The following is an 18,162-nucleotide window of genomic DNA, read 5'->3' as shown; positions in this document are numbered from 1 at the left end:
AAGGAAAACTATGTGTGGAATTGTTGGTTACCTGGGCAACAAGAATGCCGTACCAGTAATAGTTAACGGTCTGCGTAGATTAGAATACCGCGGATATGACAGTGCCGGCATCGCCGTTTTAAACGGAAAATTAAGCCTGGTTAAATGCAAAGGCAAGGTTTCGGATCTCGAAGCCAAAATGAATAACAGCATTGAGGAAGCCAGCATTGGAATTGGTCATACCCGCTGGGCCACCCACGGTGAACCCAACGATACCAATGCGCACCCTCACACTTCCAATAGCGGAGATTTAGTTCTGATCCACAACGGAATTATTGAGAACTACTCTTCCATTAAAAAAGCCCTAACCCAAAGAGGATACGTTTTTCATTCGGACACCGATACGGAGGTATTGGTAAACCTGATCGAAGACGTTATGAAGAGCGAAGGTGTACACTTAGCGAAAGCGGTACGCATTGCTCTAAATCAGGTAATCGGGGCTTATGCCATTGCCGTGATTGATCAGAACAATAGTGATCAAATTGTAGTGGCTAAAAAAGGTAGTCCTCTGGTTGTAGGAGTTGGAGAAGGCGAATATTTTATCGCCAGTGATGCTACTCCTTTCCTTGAGTTTACAAAAAAGGCCATTTATCTGGAAGATGATGAAATGGCTATCATCAATCGCGGACAGGAAATCGAAGTACTTTCTATTCCCGACAATCGTACGATTGATCCTTATGTACATCAGTTAGAAATGGATTTAGCCTCAATTGAAAAAGGGGGTTATGATCATTTCATGCTGAAAGAAATTTATGAGCAACCTAAATCTATTGGAGACACCTTACGCGGACGCTTATTGCCCGAACAAGGTCTAATCCAAATGGATGGTGTTTACCAATTCCAGGAAAAATTGGTTAATGCCCAACGCATCATCATTATCGGCTGTGGTACCTCCTGGCACGCCGGTTTAGTTGCCGAATACATTTTTGAAGAATTAGCTCGCATTCCGGTTGAGGTAGAATACGCCTCAGAATTCCGTTATCGGAATCCGGTTATTACCGAGAGAGACGTAGTGATCGCTATCAGCCAATCCGGAGAAACTGCCGATACCCTGGCAGCAATTAAATTGGCCAAAGAGCGCGGCGCCACCATTTTTGGAATTTGTAATGTGGTAGGTTCCAGCATTGCGCGTGAAACTCATGCCGGTGCTTACACCCACGCTGGACCCGAAATTGGAGTTGCTTCTACCAAAGCCTTTACTGCACAAGTAGCCGTATTAAACTTGATCGCCATTAAACTGGCGCACAAGAAAGGCTTATTAAAAGAGAGCTATTACCACCGTTTATTGAACGAATTGAATGAGATCCCTCGCAAGATTGAAGATATGCTGAAAAGCGATGCTCAATCTCGTTATATCGCGGAACTCTATAAAGACGCCCCTAACTTCTTGTACTTGGGTCGTGGATACAATTTCCCTGTTGCCCTCGAAGGCGCCTTGAAATTAAAAGAGATCAGCTACATCCACGCAGAAGGCTATCCTGCTGCGGAAATGAAGCACGGTCCCATCGCCTTGATCGACGAGAACATGCCGGTGGTGGTAATTGCTCCTAAAAGCGGACAGTACGATAAAATCGTATCCAATATCCAGGAGGTTAAGGCCCGTGAAGGAAAAGTGATTGCCATTGTGAACGATGGTGACAGTGAGATCGCTAAAATGGCGGATCACGTGATCGAGGTAAAAGATACCATGGAAGTATTCTCTCCTCTATTAACTACTATTCCACTGCAATTACTTTCTTACCACATTGCCGTTATGCGCGGATGTAATGTGGATCAACCGCGTAACCTGGCCAAGTCGGTTACCGTAGAATAAGAACTGTATTGCCAAAGCATAAAAAAAGGCCTCTGATTTCTCAGAGGCCTTTTTTATTGATCCTATTATTCGTCGCGAAGGATCCTTGCAGGGTTAGTACGAGCCAATCGAATGACATGATAAGACATGGCGATTAAAGTAACCAGAGCAATCAGCAGCAAGGCTAAAACAAAACTCAGCCAGGGCATCGCAATTCGATAGGAAAATTCTTCGAGCCAGGAGGAGATACCCCATCCCGCCAAGGGGATACTAATAAGGGCTGCTACTCCAATTAAAAGCATAAATTCTTTGGCCAGGAGCATTCCCAAATCCTTGAGTTCTGCCCCTAATATTTTACGCACGCTAAACTCCTTGAGACGTTGTTCTACAGTATAAGAAGTCAAGGCAAAGAGTCCCAATCCGGCAATCATAATACTGATAAAAGCAAAATAGCCGAAGATTTTCAAGAGGGTCTTTTCGCGCTCATATTGGCTTTGGATTCGCTCATCCAGGAAAGTATACTCGAGGGGATGATTACCCGCAAAATTGCTCCATTCCTCTTCCAATATTGTAAGGCCGGAACGCACTTGCCCGCCTGACAGTTTCATACTAAAGAGTAAGCTAAAATTAGGTCGGAATAAGATTACCAAAGACTCCATAGGGTTATGCAAAGAAGCAAAGTGGAAATCCTTGATTACACCCACAACCTCGCCATCATTAGTAGCCTGACCGTTTCCTTGTAGACCCCACTGAATACGTTTACCTAGTGGCTCGTCCCAGCCAAAACTTTCGGCCGCCGTTTCATTGATGATGAAGGCTTGTTGCACATCACTTTGAATGTCGTTAGAGAAAAGTCGGCCCTGCACTAATTCCAAGCCCAATATTTCAAAAAAGTCCTCATCTGCAGCAATAAACTTGATGCTCTTATCCAGCATCTCAGCGTTCTGCTCAATGCGGAACATCAGCTCACCTACATTGGTGCCGGGAATGGCCTGTGAACCACTTACCCCTTCAAATTCGCTATGCGCCAAGAGGCGATCTTTAAAGGAATCCAAATGATTAAAGACGGCTGTATCCTGGGGAATATTAAGCACTACAATCTGATCTTGCTCAAAGCCCAAATCTTTATCCTGCAAATAGCGCATCTGACTTTGAATAGCCAGGGTACCGATGATCATCAAGATGGAAAATGCCAATTGTACCACCATGAGGATGCGTCGCAAATTTCCATAGCGACCTATCTTAGGTAAACTACCTCTTAAAATTCGAGAACTCTGGAATTTGCTTAATACTAAGGCCGGATACAATCCCGCCATAAGTGCGGTAATCAATAAAATGCCGAGAAGGGTTAGCAACATGCGCCAATCAAAGAGATCCGCGAAAGCAAAGCTCTTGTCGGTAGTGGTATTGAAGGTACTAAGCAATACCTCAACCAAACCAAGACCAATAATCATCGCTAAAAGCACCACTAAAAAGCTCTCCCCCAAAAACTGATTTCGCAATTGATTTTGTCCCGCTCCCAAAGCCTTCCGCACGCCAACTTCCTTGGCTCTTTTTACCGATTGACTTAAAGCCAAATTCACAAAATTGATGGTTGCGATAACCAGGATGAACAAGGCTAATAATCCGAAAATGTACAGATAGGACCGATTTCCCTTGGGTGTATCGTATTCACGACTATTATCGAAATGCAATCCCTCTAAAGGCTGCAGTTTAAAGTCGGCCGTGCTCCCAGAGCCAAAAGTGGCCACAAAGGGTTTAATAATGCGTTCGGTGAAATCCGCTAACTGGGTCTCAAAATCCAAATCAGCGACCGGCTGATCAAAAACCAGGTAAGTCTGACAAACCAAGCGGAACCAATCTCCATTTAAAGCTTGCTGGGCCTGAGGTGGTAGTGTGCTTAAGGAAGTGAAAGCCTGATAATCAATATCACTGGGCTTGTCCCCATTTTCCACCACACCGTTAACGGTAAACTGGCTAGTGCCGATGAATAATTGCTTGCCCATAGCCTCCTTAGGCGAACCAAAGAACTTGGTAGCCAGGTCTTCATTTAGAACCACCATACTTGGACCAGCCAAAGCTGTTTTAGGGTCACCCTGAAGTAATTTAAAATCAAAGATTTCGAAAATCGTGCTATCCGTTCGCAGGAAACGATCCTCCCGAAAGATCTGATCTTCCACCTTAATGGTAAGCATCCCGCCCATTTGCATGATACGTACATAATTCTGTACTTCAGGATAATCACTCACAAACTGCGGCCCTACCGGCAAACTGGTAAGCGCTGCCTTAATTTCGCCACTATGATCGATACGTTCTACGATACGGGCAATGCGATCCTTTTTGGTGTGAAACTGATCATAGCTCAATTCATCCTGGATGTAAAGTGCAATGAGAATGGCACTGGCTACCCCCACCGAAAGTCCAAGCACGCTAATGATGCTATTGGCCTTTCCGGCAAGCAGGTGGCGCCAGCTTACTTTTAAGTAATTGCGAAACATCATGACTGTACTTCTTCTAAGCGGTTTTGGTTTTCGCCGATTACCTTACCATCAAATAAGCGAATGCTCCGCTGGGAGTAAGCAGCATCGTGTGCAGAGTGAGTAACCATTACGATAGTGGTGCCACTGCGATTTAAATCGCTGAGGAGGTTCATTACTTCATCGCCGTGAACACTATCCAGATTACCAGTGGGCTCATCAGCGAATATTACTGAAGGCTCACCAACCGTTGCCCTGGCAACAGCCACCCTTTGCTGCTGACCCCCGCTGAGCTGTTGCGGATAATGGGTTGCGCGGTGATCAATACCCATTCGCTCTAAAATCTTTTGCACTTGTGCCTTTCGCTCTGCCGCCGAACGTCCTTGATAAAGCAAGGGCAGTTCTACATTTTCAAAAACAGAGAGCTCATCAATCAGGTTAAAGCTTTGGAATACGAAGCCTACTTTCTCTTTACGCAGGCGAGCCCTTTGCTGCTCCTTCATTTTGGCGATATTTTGCCCCTCGAAAAAGTAATCTCCCGCACTAGGCTGATCCAGCATTCCCAGAATATTCAATAAGGTAGATTTACCACATCCTGAAGGGCCCATAATGGAAATAAACTCACCTTTCTTGATTTCAAGATCTACCGAATTCAAGGCCATGGTTTCCATTAGGTCAGTGCGATAGCGCATTTCCAGACCAACGGTCTTAATAATTACATCATTCATGTTCTGCTGATTTTAATCGCAATTGCTCGTATTCCTTAAAACTTTCGTAGCTGGAGCTGATGATTTGCTCTCCGGGCTCCAATCCAGAGATTACTTCTATATAATCAGGGTTCTGTCTACCTAATTCAACTGCTCGCTTATAGGCCTGATCTCCCTTATCATTCAACACAAAAACCCAATTTCCCCCTGTACTGCTAAAGAATGCACCACGGGGCACCAATACGGCATTAGCACTGGCGCTTAAAGCGAGTCGAAGATTCAAACCTTGTCCACTTCGTAATTGAGCCGGTATGGTATCCTGATACTCGAAATCCACCACGAATTGATTGTTGCTAACCTGAGGGTATACCTTGCTTACAGTCAGTTCCCAACGGTAATTATTGAGCTCATAAAAGGCTTTCTGGCCGACTTCCACACGGGAGAGGTAATGCTCATCGATATTGGCTCTGAGGATATAAGTATCCAGATCTTCAATCCGTCCGATATTCTCTCCCCGGTTAATGCTTTGTCCAATCTCAGGTATAAAGGTGGTTAACTGCCCATCAATGGGCGCTTTTACTACCAGGTTTTCTAAATTTTTACGGATGGCATTCAGATTGCGTTCCATCATCTCAATGGATCGGTCCAGGGCTTCTAATTGCCTTGCTCGGTAATGTCGGTTGGTTTGAAAGTTATCTTCCAACAATTCCCGTTTTTCGACCAAATAGCGAAAACGTGCTTCGGAGTCCAAAAACTCCTGACTGGCAATTACGCTATCCTTAAAAAGGAGGGTATCGATCGCATATTGACGGGCCATGGCCTCTTGTTCGAAGCGTAGGTCCAAAACCTGCTCCTGCAATTGTCTTTCATTGAGTTCCAGTTGCATACGGGTATTGCGAAGATTATTGATCTGTTCCACAATTTGCGTTTCCCGATTCATGAAATCCAACATCAAGGTGGTATTTGCCAGTCGTAGCAAGGGCTGCCCGGCTTTTACCGCCTGACCGGCCTCCACAAAGATTTCTTGCACGGTTCCCCCCTCCACGGCATCTAAAGAAAAGGATACTTCTGGCTCCACTCGGGCTTGAAAAGAAATTACATCCTCAAACAAAGTGGCTTCTACCCGGGCTAAGAGCACGCGGTCCTTCGAAAGTTCATACACCCGTTCCCCCTGCATTAGGAATACCAGGAGGCTAATGAAAACCAAACTGGTGATTAGCCACCAGCGATACTTTTTCCAAAATCCCGGACGTTCCTCCGGACTAATCATTCGATCCAAAACCTGAATTTCTGAACCCTTAAAGCCAAGGCCTGTGCCAAGCGAAAACCTATGCTGATTTTCAACAACTTACAAAACCGAAGGCCTAAACAAATCTTAAAAGTGTTCCAAAATAGAACACAGACCTGTTCGATTTCGAGACATGAACTAAATTCACCTCATGAAAAGTGCCGCCCGAATTTTAATTATTGATGATGATGCTGATTTACGAGAATCGCTGGCTCTTTATCTGAAAATCCATTTCAATAAGGTCTCGGTTTTAGGAGATCCACGTAAGGTGCATCAAGCGCTGAATGAAGATGAATACGATTTAATTCTGCTGGACATGAACTTTCAGGCCGGTCGCAATGATGGTCAGGAAGGTTTATACTGGCTCAAGCATATCCGGGAATTAAGACCGGAAATAATGGTCTTGTTGATTACTGCTTACGGTGATATTGATCTGGCTATCGAAGCTTTAAAAAGTGGGGCCTCTGACTTTATTCTAAAACCCTGGCAAAACCAGAAATTACTGGCCGCCTTGCTTCGGGCTTACGAACTGAAAAGCACCAAGGGTAAATTAAAGCAGTTTCAAGAACAGCAGGGTAAAAGCGGTAATGAACTGATTCAATTATTAGAAGACAGTGCTCGCAGCGCTTCTAGCATTGCCTTGTTGCAACAAGCGCGACGGGTTGCAGAAACTGATGCTCAGGTTTTAATTCGGGGCGAAAATGGCACCGGTAAAAGTCAATTAGCGCGTTACCTGCATTTAAATAGCTTGCGAAAGGATGAGCCTTTTGTAAGTGTGGATCTGGGTGCCATTCCTGAAAATCTTTTTGAGGCAGAACTCTTTGGTGTGAAAAAAGGAGCCTTTACCGACGCTCGAGAAGATCGCAGCGGCTTGGTACAACAAGCAGAAGGAGGGACACTCTTTTTAGATGAAATTGGTAATTGCTCTTTGCTCCATCAACAAAAGCTATTACGCTTAATTCAGGATCAAAGCTATCAAACTGTTGGCTCGCCTGAACTGCGCCACTGTAATGTTCGCATTATTGCCGCCAGCAACAGTGATCTCGAAAAGGCGGTTAGCAATGGACTATTCCGAGAGGATCTATACTACCGCATCAATACAATAGAGCTTAGAATTGAGGCCCTTCGTAATCGCAAAGAAGATTTAGAGGTCCTTATTGATCATTATCTGGAACAACACAATCGTAAATACGGACGACAATTAGTTTTGGCACCAGAGCACAGGGCCCAGCTTATGGCCTACCATTGGCCCGGTAACATCAGAGAATTATCACACAGTCTGGAAAGAGCAGTGATCTTAAAAGAAGGACAATTTGATCTTGACACATCTTCTCGAAGTGGTCCCAATAATTCGGTTCGGGTCGAAGAATCCCTATCCTTGAACCTCGAAGAATTAGAAGCTCGACATATTCACCAGGTCTTAGCCTACTATCAAGGCAATATCTCTAAAACCGCTCAGCATTTAGGAGTTAATCGAAACACCCTTTACCGCAAGCTTGATAAATACCGGATTCAACATGAGGTTTAGAGGCACATTAATTCCGCTTTTAAGTCAACTGCTACTTAGCTTGCTTTTCGCCTGGTTGCTTTTGGTACAGCACTTGTGGATCTTTTCTGCCCTTATGGCGATGCTGTGGATTCTCAATGCTTATTGGCTAAACCAAAAGTTGCGTAGTACGGAAAGAGAGCTGCAAAACGCCTTGCGTAATAGTGAAGTGGGTGACTATAATTTTTACTGGCCAGAACAGAAGAGTGGCGGTAGCCGACGAGAATTATACCGGCTCTTAAACCTATGGCTGGGTCAACTCAGGCAGTACAAATCTCAAAAACAGAGTCAAACTGAATTGCTCACTGATATCTTACGGCAACTACCCTTTCATCTTATTTTATTGGAAGCAGATGGATCGCTGCGAAACCTGAAGCCAGAGGTTGACTCCCTTCCGGGGATGCGGCATCATATGTCGGCGGAGGATTGGCCCCAGGTATTCCCCTATCTTAAGACGCTCCTCGAATCGTCAAATGAAAATTCGCACCTGGTACAGCTCCGTTATGACGGTGAAAAGCAAAACTGGCTCATTCAAAAAGTGCCGGTTATTCGAGAAGGCCACGAATTAAAACTCTTGGTTTTAAGCAATCAGCAAAAGCATTTCGAAGAGCAGGAGAATGAAACTTTGGAAAAAATCCTGCATGTGCTCACCCATGAAATTATGAATTCAGTGAGCCCGATTAATTCACTAGCGGATACCCTGGGACATCATTTACAAATTGAGGCCAATAGTGCTGGTAACTACGAATTGAAAGAAGAGCAATTTCAAGACTTACAAAGCACGGCCAGTATTATTAAACGCCGTAGTGAAGGGCTGATGAGTTTTGTAGAACGCTATGCCCGCTTTGCGCGCTTACCACGATTGCAAAAAAGTGAAATTCACTGGACCACTTTTCTGGAAGAAATCAGGAAGCTTGCAAGCTCAGAACTGAATGAAGCTAGTATTGAACTTCGAATCATTCAAGGGCAGCGGAGTTTATATGCTGATCACGATTTGATGAGTCAGGTGCTCTTAAACCTGATTCGCAATGCCATGGAAAGCATGCTTCAAAATGGGAGTAATAAACTAACTTTAGAATTAGATCAAGGAGACGGTTACCATTATTTAAAGGTGCTCGACAGTGGACCAGCAATAGAAGAAAGCATGCAAGATCAAATATTTCTTCCTTTTTTCAGCACGAAGAAAAGGGGTTCAGGAATTGGTTTGAGTCTTTCCCGCAAGATTATTATGGCGCATGGCGGTAGACTTTATCTACAGCAAAAGCAGGGCTACAAAGCCTTCTGTATTGACTTGCCATACTAAAAAAAACGCCCGACCTTAAAAGGCCGGGCGCTATAAACATTATAAACTCCTTATAATTTGATCGCCAATCGCGCCATAAGGCGAGGCATCCAAGCATAGGAAGCAAGGTTGTCCTCCAACTCTGCTTCTTCCTCTGAGGTGTTTTCTAACATGCCACTGGCATCGATATCTACACTAGGACCACCAGCATAATATGTACCTATTTCAATGCCGAAGCCCACGCGTTTCTTAGGAACTGCGCGACCAAAGCCAAAGCCCATATAGGGAGCAATGCCAGTCCAGCTTACGGTAAGATCGATATCACCGATTTCTTCATTATCAATCACTAAGTCCCCGTAACCGATGTCATCATTTAACAAGATCAGTGTATTTACACCAACATTGTTTAAATAACCTAAACCCGCAACCAATTTAAAGGAAGACTGAGTAGAAGGCTGATATTCGAGCATCAAATCGAATACAGTCGAAGTAAGATTGGCATTCACATTTACCGACTGACCCGAAATATCCATATCCGTATTAAAGTCATTGAAGGTAAAAGCTAAAAACCCGGCTCTTAAATTCAAGTTACGGTTCAAATTATAGGCATATTCCAAACCAAAGCCGGGCAAGCCGCCGCTGAGGGCAATGGCATGGCGATTTTGCCATAAAGGATACAATTCGTCTGTTGCAGGTTCTTTAGCAGCAGTAGAATCTTGTGCAATTGCTGGGGCCATAAAAACCAGACCCAATACAATACTTAAAATTGACTTTCTCATTTCGTTTATTGGTCTTGGTTCAAATTAAAGTCCTAAAGAATTACATGCACGGTCTGGCATGATTACATCATAAATACGACCATCAACAACCTGTACATTCATGGTGTCTTTTTGCACATCATTAAAGCGCGCCTGGAAATCGTAAAACTCATTCTTCTCCAAAGCTGGAAAAGTAGCATAAGTAGTAGATAAGTTTTCGTTGGTAAAGGTGTACAGGTGTGCAAATGGTGCACCTGAATTATGCTTACGATAGTACATTTTCACACCAGCAGGAGGAGAAACCAAGGTATTGCTGGAACCACAGTATAAACGATAACCAATAGAGACAGGCTGATTCTTTGGAACCATTTTTAACACCCGGTATTCAAATTTACCATAGGTATAAGTTTCGGTACTAAAGTTAAAAGCGGAAGATGAAATTCCAGATTGAGGCTGGAAAACGGGAACATCCTGTGCATAAGACGCATAACGTTTTGCGCGATTTCTTCTGAAATCGGGTCCAAAATTTCCTCTTAAATTCACATGGCGACGTCTAACTTTTCCTGATCTGGAAGTCTTCTCATAAGTAGCGCGAATTGAACCGCTAATTGAACCGGAATTAGCGGAAACACCAGGAGTATAATAGGCTCCTACTCCCAGGTAATACTTTACTGGCTTGAATTTTTTTCTACTTTTTCTACGATAGTAACTTAAATGCTCCAGGGTAGGTTCAAAGTACAGTTCAGATGTAACAGGATCTTTCTTCACTACATAAGAACGATCATCTTCAACCCAAGCGTTATCTCCTTCCGAAAGGCTCAATAAGCTTACGGAATCACCTTCTTGATAAGCACGATTAAACTCCTCATTAGTTGCATCAGGATCGATTGGAATACGGGCCGCTACTCCACCGGTGGTCTTGCCTCCAGAGAAAGCGCGTACTGGGGTCCCGTCAAGATCCATATTGATATCGAAGGTTCCCGCGTGGTCCAATAATAAGGTGTCGATAGTTCCATCTTCATTTTGCACTATCTGGATTAAACCAGTACCATTCGGGAATGCAGCTTGTGCGGCTTCACTAGTGTCTGAAAGACTTAAGATGTTCACATTTAATCCGGTACCACCTCTTTTACCAACAATCTCATTACCGTCGGCATCCAGAAACTTCACATCAGTAGGAACGGTCAGCTTAATTTTAGCCAAACTATCTGCTGAACCGGCATTTACTACTAAGGGCTGTGCTAATTGATTGGTATTTGGATCGATACTACCATTGGCAGAGGTGTTACCAATAGAACTTGGCAAGTTCCCTAAGTTCAACATGCGGGCATTGTCCGCAATGTAATAGTCCTCTTCCGCAATGCTAAAAGACAATTCTGTTTTCTTATAGCCATTCGCTTCGAAGCTAACCTTAAAGTCCAGTGGATTGCTTGGTGTAGGCTCAGCTTCCTTGCTTACCATCAACTGCAAGGTTCCGAAGTTTACTTTAAAGTTCTTGGTACCGTCAATATTGTAAATCGCATCGGCATCAGGGCCTGATAAGCTTACGTTTACGGTTCCATTGATTGGAGTTTCAGGATCGGTAAGATCTTCTACATCGATTTCCACTACATACTTATAGAATGTAGGGCTGATGTGTACTTGAAAATCATCCAGAATGTCATCTGTAGGAGTACAGGCCACCGAGATCAAGCCCAAGGCCATTAGCGAAAGAATAGACTTCTTCATCTAGAGAGTGGGGGTTAAATAATAATTGGTCTTAATTCAGACAAGTACTTTTATGAACTTGCTAAAGTGCCTGCAAATTAGCAAGAAACCCAATTGGCCGAATGAGGACATGGCTCACTAGCTTGAATATTGTCTAAATAGTATTTAAATGCGTGGTTTTCAGTGACAAAAAAAAGCCCGGTCCATCGGAACCGGGCTTTAATCTAAAAATATTTAAAGCTTAGAGCTTGATGGCCAAACGCGCCATAACGCGTGGCATCCAAGCATAAGAAGATAAATTATCCTCTAATTCAGCTTCTTCTTCAGAAGTGTTCTCCAACATTCCGCTGGCATCGATATCAACACTGGGACCACCGGCATAGTAAGTACCCACTTCAATACCAAAACCTACACGTTTCTTAGGAATGGCCCGACCGAAGCCAAAGCCCATATAAGGAGCTACGCCTGTCCAAGAAACGGTAAGGTCGATATCACCAATCTCTTCATTATCGATTACCAAATCACCATAGCCGATATCATCATTAAGAAGAATCAAGGTATTAACGCCAACATTGTTTAGGTAACCTAAACCGGCTACCAGTTTAAATGAGGAACGGGTAGATGGCTGATACTCGAGCATAATGTCGAATACAGTAGAAGTAAGATTGGCATTCACATTTACAGACTGACCGGAAATATCCATGTCGGTATTGTAATCATTAAAGGTGAAGGCCAAGAAGCCCGCACGCAGGTTTAAGCTGCGATTGAGGTTATAGGCATATTCCAATCCAAATCCGGGTAAGCCAGCACTGATTGCGATGGCGTGGCGATTTTGCCACATTGGATAGAGATCCTCGGTAGAACTTGCTTTAGAAGCTGTAGTGTCAGTACTAGCTTCTTGAGCCACTGCTGGGGCCAGGAATACCAAGCCCATTACGATACTTAAAATTGACTTTTTCATTTCGCTTAATGGTGTTTGGTTGATTAAAGTCCTAAGGCATTACATGCACGATTTGGTAAAACCACATCGTAAATGCGACCATCCACAACACGTACGTTCAAGGTGTCCTTTTGAACATCATTAAAGCGAGCTTGGAAGTCATAGTATTCATTGTTTTCCAGAGCAGGGAATGTAGCATAAGTTACCCCTAAATTCTCATTGGTAAAGGTGTACAAGTGTGTAAATGGATTACCAGAATTGTGTTTACGGTAGTACATCTTAACCCCTGCAGGAGGAGAAACTAAGGTATTACTAGAGCCACAGTATAAGCGGTAACCTATTGATGGTGGTTGAACTTTAGGCTCAATTTTCAGTACGCGGAAACTATAACCGAACCAAGTTGCCGGCTCATTAGTAAGATTATACGTTGCCGTAGAGAAAGTAGTATAATCGAATACTGCTGGATTATACGGACTGGTAGTACGGAAATAACGTTTAGGGTTGGTGCGGAAGTTTGGTCCGAAATTACCACGGATGTAGAGGTAGCAAGAATAACGACGTCCCCAACGCATGTAAGAGAAGCGACCACGAATACGACCGCTCACTGCACCGGCATTCGCCTGAGTTCCTGGAGAGTAGTAGGCACCAATACCATGACGGTAATAGGTTGGACGCCACCATCTTCTTCTTCTCCATCTCCACCAAGATAAGTGATTCAAGGTAGGCTCTACGTATAATTCACCGGTACCGGGATCTTTTTTCACCAAGAAAGAACGGTCGTCGATCTCCCAGGAAGGATCGCCATCTGAAAGGCTCATCATACCAACAGAATCACCTTCTTGATAAGCACGGCTAAATTCGTCGTTCCAAGCATCAGCAGGAATTGGAATACGCGTGGCAACACCACCCGAAGTTTTACCGCCGGAGAAACCACGAACAGGAGTACCGTCGAGGTCCATATTAATTTCATAGGATCCGGTTTGATCAAGAAGAATGGTATCGATTTTACCATCGTTCATCACCAATTGCATTAAGCCAGTTCCGTTTGGATAAGCTTGCTGAGAAGCTTCACTGGTATCCGAAAGACTTAAAACATTAACATTTAAGCCGGTACCACCTCTTTTACCAACGATTTCATTGCCATCGGCATCGAGGAATTTAACATCGGTAGGAATGGTAATATTGATTTTAGCCAAGCTATCTGGTGAACCAGCTTTTACCACTAATGGTTGGGCTAATTGATTTGTGTTAGGGTCGATTCCACCATTTGCAGAGGTATTACCAATACTGTTAGGTAAGGTAGAAAGATTTAACATACGGGCTAAATCGGCCACATAATAATCCTCTTCACCAATTGCGAAAGACAAGTCTGCTTTTTTGTAACCATTAGCTTCGAAGCGAACTACAAAGTCCAGGGGGTTCCCGGGGGTAGGCTCCGCATCTTTACTAACCATTAATTGCAGGGTACCGAAGTTTACCTGATAGTTCTTCGTTCCATCAATATTGTAAATCGCATCGGCATCAGGGCCAATTACGCTTACATTGACTTTACTATTGATAGGATCTTCAGGATTCGTGAGGTCTTCGATGTCAATTTCTACCACATACTTGTAAAAAGTAGGGCTGATGTGAACCTGAAAATCGTCCAGGATGTCATCCGGTTTGGTACAAGCAAAGGTAAGGAGTACCAGTGCCAGTAGAGATAAGTACTTGTTTTTCATGATGAAGGGGTTATTCGTATAAAATTAACAATATTAAATTAAATCCCCACCGATGCGTTTTGCAAGGCTCGAGTTTTCAATTTCAAAAAACGACTATTCCTATTGAAACCACAAACCTTTGAGGTCGACCAGCCATTAAATCATCATGAAATTTCGTGAACTACAGGTTTTCTATAACCAGCTACAGGTAAGACTTCGCTGAAATCTGGTATTTCCAGCATAGTATAACTGCGAGATACCAATACAAGGAAAATCCCCCAAGGCAGTGGGATTTTCCCCCAAATAAAAAACGAGGCTTTCAAAAAGCCTCGTCCAGGTTACTGCAAATCTTGAGCAAGCTTGCAGAGTTGTACGAACTCTCGGCGGCTGCCATGCGGGTCCGGGCCCAGGTTCTGTTCAGCTAAAACAATTGCTGACTCGAGGCTACTGGTACCTGCATAGCTGCTCCGGCGAAGCAGTAAACCATATTGGAGCACCGCCGAGAGGAATGCGAAATCAGGGTTAGTACTTTCAGATAGAAGGACTGGATAAACTCTAAGTTGACTTTTTGAAGCATCAGGGTCCTTGTAGCGGATTTTAAGAAAGGCTAGCTCTTCACCAAAAGCTTCATCCTTGAGGCTTTCTTTTTGATACCTTAATTCGGATTCTTTATCCCAAACACTATCCCTAGCGGTATTCTTTAATATCAGTTCATATACCGCAGTAACAGTATGCCCCATTCCGATATCCCCCGCATCCTTTTTGTCATCATCAAAATCCTCATCAGCCAATAGGCGATTCTCATATCCTATCAACCTATATGCGGCTACTTTTTGCGGATTAAACTCAATTTGAAACTTAGTATCCTTAGCAACCACGTGAAGATTGGCTCCTAATTCAGTAGCTAGCACTTTACGTGCCTCCAGTAATCCATCGATATAAGCATAGTTACCATTGCCATGATCAGCCAGGCTTTCCATTTTTGCGTCTTGATAATTGCCAGTACCAAAACCCAGCACACTTAAGAATACACCCGATTCACGCTCCTTTTTAATTAAGTTCTTTAACTCATGATCCGAAGAAAGCCCTACATTAAAATCGCCATCAGTAGCTAGAATCACCCGATTGTTCCCCTCCTTCATGAAATTCTCCTGAGCCACCTTATAAGCCAACTGAATACCCGCTCCTCCGGCAGTTGATCCTCCCGCATATAGTCCATCAATTGCATCCACAATTTTATCCGCTTCACTAGCGGGTGTAGACTCCAGAACCAATCCAGAACTTGAAGCATAGACCACGATAGCTACTCGATCCTCGGGGTTTAAATTCTTTACCATGATTTTCATAGCATTTTGCAACAAGGGAAGCTTATCCGGAGAACTCATACTTCCGCTTACATCAATCAGAAAAACCAAATTACTGGGAGGCATTTCTTCTGCTGAAAGACTGGCTGTTTTTAGCCCTATCCGCAACAAGCGATGTTCTTCATTCCAAGTACATGGGCCTTGGTCCAGACTTACAGAGAAAACCTCATCTTCTTTGGGTTCGGGATAATCGTATTTAAAATAATTGATAAACTCTTCTAAGCGTACCGCATCCGGATGAGGCCATGAACCCGACTTCAACATTCGTCGAACATTAGCATAAGAAGCCACATCTACATCGGCCCCGAAGGTGGACAAAGGAGTACTTAATGCACTTAAGAACTTATTCTCTGGAATTTGTTTGTAATACTCGCCCTCAAACTGTTTCTGTGGCTCAGCTGAAGTACCGAGTTGAAAAGAAATTTCCTTGGCCTCTGTTTGGTCTTGCTTAGCCATGCGGGCTTCTTCAGGTGACTCAAATTGAGCCGGAGTACCACCGGTTATAACTTCGGTTTGAGCAATTGCTGCCTGAGGCAGGTTTACATTACCTCTCACCTTTACTCCATCAATAAAGTAAACAGTGCCTTCTCCTCTAGTTCCACGAACAACACTGTTACTGTTCTGGCTGACACCGGCAGCCTGACCCGCGACAGAGGTGACTTTCGCTGATTTAACTTTATCAACTAAGGGTGCTGAATAGACTAACTCTACCTCCTCCAACAATTCTGAAGAAGCTTGTAGTTTAAAATTTTGAATGGTTGGTGAGTTTGGCAGAATCTGAAGCCCCTTCAATGTAATGGTGGTAAAACCCAAAAAACTCACTTCAACAGTGTAAGTGCCTGGAGGAATTGGGTTGATATTATATATTCCATCAAAATCGGTAGCCCCTCCGATAACATAGGAACCCAAACTATCTTTAATGGAAACATTTACCAGAGGAATGGTTTCCCCAGTTGCAGCCTCGGTTACAAGCCCCCTCAAAGAGCCCGGTCTTTGTTGGGCCCAAAGCCCAATACTCATAAATAAAAACAGAACGAAAATTAAAGGAGTGTTGCTTTTCATAGCCAAGCTATTAAGGTTAAAATCCATCGGTTTCTCCGATGGCACTCCTTTCTGCAGAAAAGAAAAATGCGCGTATATCTTCTAGACGTCGCCTCCCTTTTGAGGTTGCATATTCTTGCGCTAAATTTTTAGATGTTTTGCAGGAAATTGGCCAAATCACGATGCTGTCTCAGCATAGTTCGACCTTCGCGATGGCTCATAAAGCCACATCCACGTGCTTGATTAGCCCGGGCTATACGCTCCATTAGTGCACAATGCCGGATGATTTCCTTCCAGGCAAAAAACAAGGAATGTTCAGGATCATAAATATGGGTTGGCTCACTGGCTACCCCGTTCACTTCAATCACCTTAAAATTTTGTCCCCTTAGAAGAGAATCCCAATCCTTAAATAGAATATCCAAACGACCATAATAAAAGCCGGGCATGCGATCACAAATAGTCTGAACAGCCTCCAACATGGCAGGACTAAGCCTCGCACTTACATCCCGAAATTCGGCTCCCCGACTGTGGCTACCAAATGGGACCAATACCTTTTCCTCGCCTTGCCTCAGAATCTCTCGGAAGGCTTCATATCCATATTCTTGCAACAAGCGATTGTACTGCATTCTACTACGGGGCTGATCGTCGATTAAGTCTTCCAGGCTCCTTTGCCCATCGCCCACTACTTTCAAAAAATGCTTTTCTACCACTCCGGTAACGGTACCCTGACTATCACCCGGCATACGGACATAGAAAACGCCCACTTCATTTGAATAGGGAATGTACTCTTGTAAGAGATAGGACCATTGATGCGAACTTAACTCTCGACCTAAAGTTTGCTTATCCTCAATCAGCTTTACCCCCATACCACGATAGCCCATATCCGGCTTTAGGATGAGCGGAAATTTTAACTGAGACTGACGTAGACGAAGTTCAATATGTTCTGGTGAAGCTTCCTCCTCTGGATTCCAAAGAATAGTTTGGGGATAGGAACCCAATGGCAAAGCCTTGTACATATCCATTTTAGAGGCGAGGGTCAATCCCCCATAATTAAAGCCGGGGTTCACTGCATTGAAAAAAAACAAGGTTCGATTGCGCAATGACCAAAACAACCAAATTGGAAATAAGGGGTAATAAATTAAGGCATAAGGCCAATATTCCCAATGCAAAAGGCGGTGCCCAAAGTTTCTTAGGCGTCGGATCTGTTTGTGCATACCCCCTACAGTCGGCTTACATTTCAATAGCTTACAAAACCAAGCATGCTTAAATTGCGGAAGGCTGACTTTATTCTACATTTGGTTAGGATGCTTCCACTTGATCTCATCTACAGACTTAAGGCTGAAAAACTGATCTTATTCAATTTAAGCCCTTTGCTTATAGGCCTAGCTCTTATCTCTACTAAAGAAATTCTAGGCCTGGAAGCCAAAATTTTAATTGCTATTCTTTTAGTATTAACCTGGCTTCCCCATATATTCTGGTACTCTATTACACTTTCCGCCTTAAGGCAATTACGCTCCAGAA

At 43.7% G+C, this 18,162-nt stretch carries 12 protein-coding genes; 3 read left to right on the top strand and 9 right to left on the bottom strand.

Going from position 1 to position 18,162, the window contains the following annotated elements:
• Positions 1-10 precede the first annotated feature (10 nt).
• Positions 11-1,852 (top strand): glutamine--fructose-6-phosphate transaminase (isomerizing), encoded by a 1,842-nt coding sequence (glmS, locus tag ACO05P_RS13935; RefSeq protein WP_421751738.1) that lies wholly within the window; start codon positions 11-13, stop codon positions 1,850-1,852.
• A 65-nt stretch (positions 1,853-1,917) separates the two neighbouring features.
• On the opposite strand, the gene ACO05P_RS13930 is transcribed toward glmS, so the two are convergent.
• The 3 genes from ACO05P_RS13930 to ACO05P_RS13920 are packed head-to-tail and all read right to left on the bottom strand — an operon-like array spanning position 1,918 to position 6,285.
• Positions 1,918-4,332, bottom strand: coding sequence for an ABC transporter permease (locus ACO05P_RS13930; RefSeq protein ID WP_421751736.1), 2,415 nt, complete (start codon positions 4,330-4,332; stop codon positions 1,918-1,920).
• Positions 4,329-5,024, bottom strand: a complete 696-nt coding sequence (locus tag ACO05P_RS13925) for an ABC transporter ATP-binding protein (RefSeq protein WP_421754915.1) — start codon at positions 5,022-5,024, stop codon at positions 4,329-4,331. Before ACO05P_RS13925 ends, ACO05P_RS13930 begins: the two co-directional genes overlap by 4 nt.
• Positions 5,025-5,028: 4 nt before the next feature.
• The gene (locus ACO05P_RS13920; RefSeq protein WP_421754913.1) at positions 5,029-6,285 is read right to left on the bottom strand and encodes an efflux RND transporter periplasmic adaptor subunit; all 1,257 of its coding nucleotides are present in this window, start codon (positions 6,283-6,285) and stop codon (positions 5,029-5,031) included.
• Positions 6,286-6,454: 169 nt separating this feature from the next.
• Between ACO05P_RS13920 and ACO05P_RS13915 the strand changes: the two genes are divergently transcribed.
• Positions 6,455-7,831: a sigma-54-dependent transcriptional regulator gene (locus ACO05P_RS13915; RefSeq protein WP_421751734.1), complete on the top strand. Its 1,377-nt coding sequence runs from the start codon at positions 6,455-6,457 to the stop codon at positions 7,829-7,831.
• A complete protein-coding gene (locus ACO05P_RS13910) occupies positions 7,821-9,152 on the top strand; it encodes a sensor histidine kinase (RefSeq protein WP_421751732.1) in 1,332 nt (443 codons plus the stop codon). Before ACO05P_RS13915 ends, ACO05P_RS13910 begins: the two co-directional genes overlap by 11 nt.
• Before the next feature lie 50 nt (positions 9,153-9,202).
• On the opposite strand, the gene ACO05P_RS13905 is transcribed toward ACO05P_RS13910, so the two are convergent.
• From ACO05P_RS13905 to ACO05P_RS13880, 6 genes are all read right to left on the bottom strand, one after another.
• Positions 9,203-9,910: a hypothetical protein gene (locus ACO05P_RS13905; RefSeq protein ID WP_421751730.1), complete on the bottom strand. Its 708-nt coding sequence runs from the start codon at positions 9,908-9,910 to the stop codon at positions 9,203-9,205.
• A gap of 24 nt (positions 9,911-9,934) precedes the next feature.
• Complete coding sequence (locus ACO05P_RS13900; protein WP_421751728.1) at positions 9,935-11,617, bottom strand: hypothetical protein; 1,683 nt, start codon at positions 11,615-11,617, stop codon at positions 9,935-9,937.
• Positions 11,618-11,837: 220 nt separating this feature from the next.
• The gene (locus ACO05P_RS13895; protein ID WP_421751726.1) at positions 11,838-12,557 is read right to left on the bottom strand and encodes a hypothetical protein; all 720 of its coding nucleotides are present in this window, start codon (positions 12,555-12,557) and stop codon (positions 11,838-11,840) included.
• A 23-nt stretch (positions 12,558-12,580) separates the two neighbouring features.
• Positions 12,581-14,257, bottom strand: coding sequence for a hypothetical protein (locus ACO05P_RS13890; RefSeq protein WP_421751724.1), 1,677 nt, complete (start codon positions 14,255-14,257; stop codon positions 12,581-12,583).
• Positions 14,258-14,574: 317 nt separating this feature from the next.
• Entirely contained in the window at positions 14,575-16,662 is a 2,088-nt protein-coding gene (locus ACO05P_RS13885; protein WP_421751723.1) for a YfbK domain-containing protein, read from the bottom strand.
• A gap of 128 nt (positions 16,663-16,790) precedes the next feature.
• Positions 16,791-17,681 (bottom strand): ATP-grasp domain-containing protein, encoded by an 891-nt coding sequence (locus ACO05P_RS13880; RefSeq protein ID WP_421751721.1) that lies wholly within the window; start codon positions 17,679-17,681, stop codon positions 16,791-16,793.
• Positions 17,682-18,162: the final 481 nt, after the last annotated feature.

The sequence above is a fragment of the Croceimicrobium sp. genome (assembly GCF_965228705.1).
Taxonomy (GTDB): domain Bacteria; phylum Bacteroidota; class Bacteroidia; order Flavobacteriales; family Schleiferiaceae; genus Croceimicrobium.
Note: the sequence above shows the minus strand (reverse complement) of the source record. Positions and strands in the feature narration are given on the sequence as shown.

What these genes read in the sequence shown, in the direction of transcription:
- glmS (WP_421751738.1), top strand. Translation starts at nt 11, where the DNA reads ATGTGTGGAATTGTTGGTTACCTGGGCAACAAGAATGCCGTACCAGTA.
- ACO05P_RS13930 (WP_421751736.1), bottom strand. Translation starts at nt 4,332, where the DNA reads ATGATGTTTCGCAATTACTTAAAAGTAAGCTGGCGCCACCTGCTTGCC.
- ACO05P_RS13920 (WP_421754913.1), bottom strand. Translation starts at nt 6,285, where the DNA reads ATGATTAGTCCGGAGGAACGTCCGGGATTTTGGAAAAAGTATCGCTGG.
- ACO05P_RS13915 (WP_421751734.1), top strand. Translation starts at nt 6,455, where the DNA reads ATGAAAAGTGCCGCCCGAATTTTAATTATTGATGATGATGCTGATTTA.
- ACO05P_RS13910 (WP_421751732.1), top strand. Translation starts at nt 7,821, where the DNA reads ATGAGGTTTAGAGGCACATTAATTCCGCTTTTAAGTCAACTGCTACTT.
- ACO05P_RS13905 (WP_421751730.1), bottom strand. Translation starts at nt 9,910, where the DNA reads ATGAGAAAGTCAATTTTAAGTATTGTATTGGGTCTGGTTTTTATGGCC.
- ACO05P_RS13900 (WP_421751728.1), bottom strand. Translation starts at nt 11,617, where the DNA reads ATGAAGAAGTCTATTCTTTCGCTAATGGCCTTGGGCTTGATCTCGGTG.
- ACO05P_RS13895 (WP_421751726.1), bottom strand. Translation starts at nt 12,557, where the DNA reads ATGAAAAAGTCAATTTTAAGTATCGTAATGGGCTTGGTATTCCTGGCC.
- ACO05P_RS13890 (WP_421751724.1), bottom strand. Translation starts at nt 14,257, where the DNA reads ATGAAAAACAAGTACTTATCTCTACTGGCACTGGTACTCCTTACCTTT.
- ACO05P_RS13885 (WP_421751723.1), bottom strand. Translation starts at nt 16,662, where the DNA reads ATGAAAAGCAACACTCCTTTAATTTTCGTTCTGTTTTTATTTATGAGT.